Below are 4,617 nucleotides of genomic sequence, written 5' to 3'. Positions count from 1 at the left end.
TCAAAAGAAGCTGATGCAAAATGCACCAGCTTCTTTCGGATTTTATGAGATTTTATAATGGATCACACTTCATCATTCTCTTTCTTTTTTCCAAAGAAAAGAAGTGAAATTGCAATTCCCGCAGCTATTACAACAACCAGCACTCTCATGCCTTCATTTGTTGCATCCTCTGTAGCCGCCCTTCTTGCGCCAAGTACTGCTGCGCCTGAAGTAGCCTCCGCTCTCCTTGCTCCGAGCACTGCTGCAACAGGGCTAGGAGGTACTACAGTTGTGGTTGTTGGTGGATCCGGATCTGGGTCTGGATCTGAAGGTGGATTATCTCCACCGCCAAGTGGTGTAACTGTAAGTGTACCGTATTCCTGAGTAATAATATAATTTGATGCCTTAGTATTACTCTTTAATGTGTATGTGTAATCATTTCTTACTGACTGTGTCTCTGTTGCAGAACCAACAAGTGATCCTGTTATATCATAGTCAGCTCCTTCGCCAGGAACGAATCCCTTGTTAGAATTCTTATCTACAACATATTCTGTCTCTGTTACATGTTTTGCTGTAAGAGGTGTTCCGTCATACTGCTTGCTTGCTGTATCAGAAAGCATAGTAACTTCTCTCTCTCTTACATGAAGCCAGCCAATAATGTCTTCATCAGTCTTGATTTCAGGGTTAACTTCATACTTTTCTGTTTCGCCCTTTATGCTGTCAATCTCTATTTCTACTACCTGAGTAAGATCGATTTCCTCACCATTTATAGTAGTTACTATAGTCATTCCAGAATAGTCAAGAATGATAGGATAATGACCTACATCCATTCCTGCTCCGCCATGTACGTAAAGATTGTCGACTGTAATATCAAGCCCTGCAATATTTATTGTCTGTGAATCAACCTTAATCGGATCTCCAGGCTTATCTGCTGCATAAGCAACTAATGTTCCAGCATTCAGAAGGCTAGATGCACCATTTTTAAGGGCTTCGATAATTTTCTGAAGAATTGTCTGCTCATTGATATCACCTTCAACAGTCACATGAACTTCCATTAAAGCCTGCTGCGTTGTGCCATCATATATTACGTAAGTGTCACGACCTGTACCATCAGCATTTGCCTTTAATTTGATCTTTAATTTAATCTTCTCATCAGGAGGAGTTATTTCAAGATCTCCATATTCTTGCTCAATTTTATAGTTTTCTGCAAGTGTATTTTCTTGTCTTGTGTAGTTAAAAGTATTAGCTTTTTCAACTTTCTTTATAGCAAGAAGCTTGCCTGTAAACTCAGTGCTTGCTGCTACTATACCTTCATTTGCCACAAAGCCTTCACCTGTTTCTTTATTGAAGGCAGTTGCAGTAATATCTCTTGCATACTTCTCACCTGCTGCATAGCGCTCATCGGCAGTAAGGTAAGTACCATCAAATTTCTTTGAAAGACTCTTTGAAGTAAGTGTAACAGTTCTTGGATTAATCGTAAGTGTACTGTTATGAACAGTAACCTTTGTCTTTTCGCCATTAATAGTTACTACTTCACTATTACCATTAACAGTAAATGTATATTCTTTGCCAGTAGTCTTATCCTTGATAGTTACCTTAGTAATTTTGTTGTTAAGATTGCTTGTGTCGCTTACATTCTTAACTTTTCCATTTGTTTCAATGGCCGTTACTTCGTAATTAGGATCATCACTTGTCTGTTTAAGGATTTCGTTGTTTGTATGATCTGTTCCATCGTAGAACCATTCATCATCCTTGGCCCATACTTCGATGTTTGCATCCAGAACGCCATCCTTCTTCCACTGAGCATAAAGAGTTACCTTTTTACCAACTGTGATCACTTCATTCTCAGCAACAGCTTTTGTTTCGCTCATATACTGCGAATTATAATAATATGTATTGTTATCTATTATGCCATTTTGCTCATAATCATATGGATCAGTACTCCATCCTACAAAAGTATATCCATCTCTTGATGTGCTAAATACATTTCCATATGTCTTAATAGTATAGTCAGTAAAAAGTATGACCTTATCAGTAACATCTGGATCCTTGCCTGTATAATTTGCATCATAAGTCACTGCACTGTTAATATATCCATCTATATGAAGTGCATCATACTGCTTTTTATAAACATACCAGCATACATCATCAGGTATAAGGCCAAAGCCTTCAAATTCACTGTCAAAATAGTTGGATATCAAGGAAGAATCCGGATTCTTTGTAATATACTTATCAACAAGTCCTGTTGTGTATGGGATTCCATTTGCATATTTAACATCCCATAAATTTCCACCAGGAATTCTATAAAATTCTTTATCAACCCCATCCCTTAATTCCTTAGGAATATCTGCAAGCTTTACAGCCCTTCCAAGCCACTTGGCATTTGTATCACCATGAGAACCTCCTTCAGGATAATAGAACCCTGAATCCTGTCCTTTTGAACTTTTAGGCAAATCATTACCGGTTATAAGCACGTAGAAATAAACAAGATCATCGCCCTTCAAGTTTTCATCACTTGTGTATTTATAGTTAACATGAGGTATTTCGTCAACACCCCATTTATACTCATTTATAACATCAATATCATTATATTTGGCATATATCGTTGTTGTTTTCTCATCAGCGTTAGAAACAATTTTATAAACATCTGCATCTACGCGATTCCAATTAAATTGATAATAATAATCAACATACGCTTTTGTAAAAGTATATCCTGCAAGATGAAGTGCTAGATCCTTCGGATCAAATTCTTTACTCTCTGAAAGAATGATTTCTGTCTCTCCTGTATTTGTAATAGCTATATCTTTTCTATTCTCATCCTTAGGATCAATGTAAAATTTGCCTACAACATCATTATTTTTCAGAAAAGCGATAGTATAGATTGAGAAATGTTTTGCATCAAAGTCTATTTCTGTCTCAGTTGAATTTTCTTTTCCCTTTTTTACTTCATCGACATTTTCAACTTCTTCACCAGACTCTTCAACATGGTAAACAGCAAGTGCTATTTCCTCGTCGGAAGCCTCGTCAATTTCTTCAAAAGTAACTCTTACAGTTCCATCTTCAGGCTGAACGAAATTCCCCTCGCTCTCTGAAAAGATCTTGATATCATAAGAGATTGTCTTTACTACCTCAACGTCTGCACCTGTATCTTCATCAATAGCTTCTGTGATCTTATCTTCAAAATCACTTTCAATTTCTGAGACCTGAAGCTCTGCATCATTAGGAAGAACTCCTGGAACAGCGTAAAGAGTAATCTTAACTCCGTTTAAAATTACAGGATCCGGACTAAACTCTATTGGTTCTTCTTCCTCTGAACTCGCAAGTGCTGCTGCATCAGATGATGCAAGTGCTGCTGCATCAGAACTTGCAAGTGTAGCTGCATCCTCGGAACTTGCAAGTGCAGCCGCATCTGATGATGCAAGAGTAGCTGCATTACTTTCTTCTGTGCTGCCAGAAATAGCTGCAACTGCTTCTCCCTCAGCTGAGCTTTCCTTAACAGACTCTTCTATATTATTCTCTAAACCCTCACTTTTTTTCTCAGCAAGAGTAGCTTCCTCTGTAGCTGCCTCTGCTGTAGAATTGTCAACTTCTGTTTCTCCCTCAGTGTCGACTTTTTTCTCCTCCTCATTTTCCTCAGACTCTTCTGACGTCTCAACATCAGAAATATCCTCGAAAATGTCACCAATTTCAGATGAATCAACCGTTACTTCCAATTCATCCTCATCAGCAACAGCATATGCCCTTGTACTTGCAAAATCACTGCCAAAATTAGTAGTAATAAGTGCAAGTGCCAGAACAAGTGTAATAAATCTCCGTAGCTTTTTATACATTACACTACCTCCCTCTCATAAAATCTCATAAAAAAATCCTTTTTTATCATAAAAAAATATCAATCATAAAAACCATCATAATCAGTCGTTTTTTTGTAAAAATAAATTAAAATTTCATAAATTGGACACACTTTAGACATTTATAAAAATAAAAAATAAAGGCGCAATCACAGTAATACTGCAATTGTGCCTTTATAATTTCAAAATCAATATTCAGTTACAATCATAAAAAACAGAAAATCAACCTTCTATGATTCTCATATCATTATGATTATTTTGCATTCTCTTTAACGAATTTCTTAATTCCCTTAAAAGTTTCAGGACTAATAATATGTTCGATCCTGCAAGCATCGTTCTCAGCGATTTCCTCGTTAACTCCTGCAGTAAGCATCAAAAACTTGGTAAGGTTGGTATGCTTTTCGTAAACCTTTTTTGCAGTCTTTAATCCTTCCTCTGTAAGAACAAGTTCGCCATCATTCTCCACAACGATCAGTCCGTTGTCTTTTAAGATTCCTACCGCTCTTGAAACGCTAGGTCTTGAAAAGCCAAGCTCATTGGCAACATCGATAGAACGGACCATTCCCTTCTTCTTTTTTAAAAGGTATATTGTCTCGATATAGTCTTCACCTGATTCGTGCATCTCAAAGCCCCTCTCCACATTTTTTTAATATACAATGTACAGATTTTTCTCTTAATCATAAAACATAATGATATTATATTGCACACAATCAATTTTATCAAGTACTATATCCTCTTTTTATTCAACTAATTCTTTTATCATACGTTCTGTGGCTCTATCATACTCTCT

The 4,617-nt window shown here is 36.7% G+C and carries 2 protein-coding genes; both read right to left on the bottom strand.

The window, feature by feature from the left end; genetic code table 11:
* Positions 1-62 precede the first annotated feature (62 nt).
* The gene (locus E7303_RS17820) at positions 63-3,809 is read right to left on the bottom strand and encodes a hypothetical protein (RefSeq protein ID WP_292146808.1); all 3,747 of its coding nucleotides are present in this window, start codon (positions 3,807-3,809) and stop codon (positions 63-65) included.
* Positions 3,810-4,080: 271 nt separating this feature from the next.
* Positions 4,081-4,449: a metal-dependent transcriptional regulator gene (locus tag E7303_RS17815; RefSeq protein WP_022776023.1), complete on the bottom strand. Its 369-nt coding sequence runs from the start codon at positions 4,447-4,449 to the stop codon at positions 4,081-4,083.
* Between the last annotated feature and the right edge of the window lie 168 nt (positions 4,450-4,617).

The organism is Butyrivibrio sp. (assembly GCF_015056685.1).
GTDB lineage: Bacteria > Bacillota > Clostridia > Lachnospirales > Lachnospiraceae > Butyrivibrio.
This window is presented reverse-complemented; position numbering and strand designations above follow the sequence as displayed.

Coding starts and splice junctions, on each gene's coding strand:
- E7303_RS17820 (WP_292146808.1), bottom strand. CDS start 3,809: ATGTATAAAAAGCTACGGAGATTTATTACACTTGTTCTGGCACTTGCA.
- E7303_RS17815 (WP_022776023.1), bottom strand. CDS start 4,449: ATGCACGAATCAGGTGAAGACTATATCGAGACAATATACCTTTTAAAA.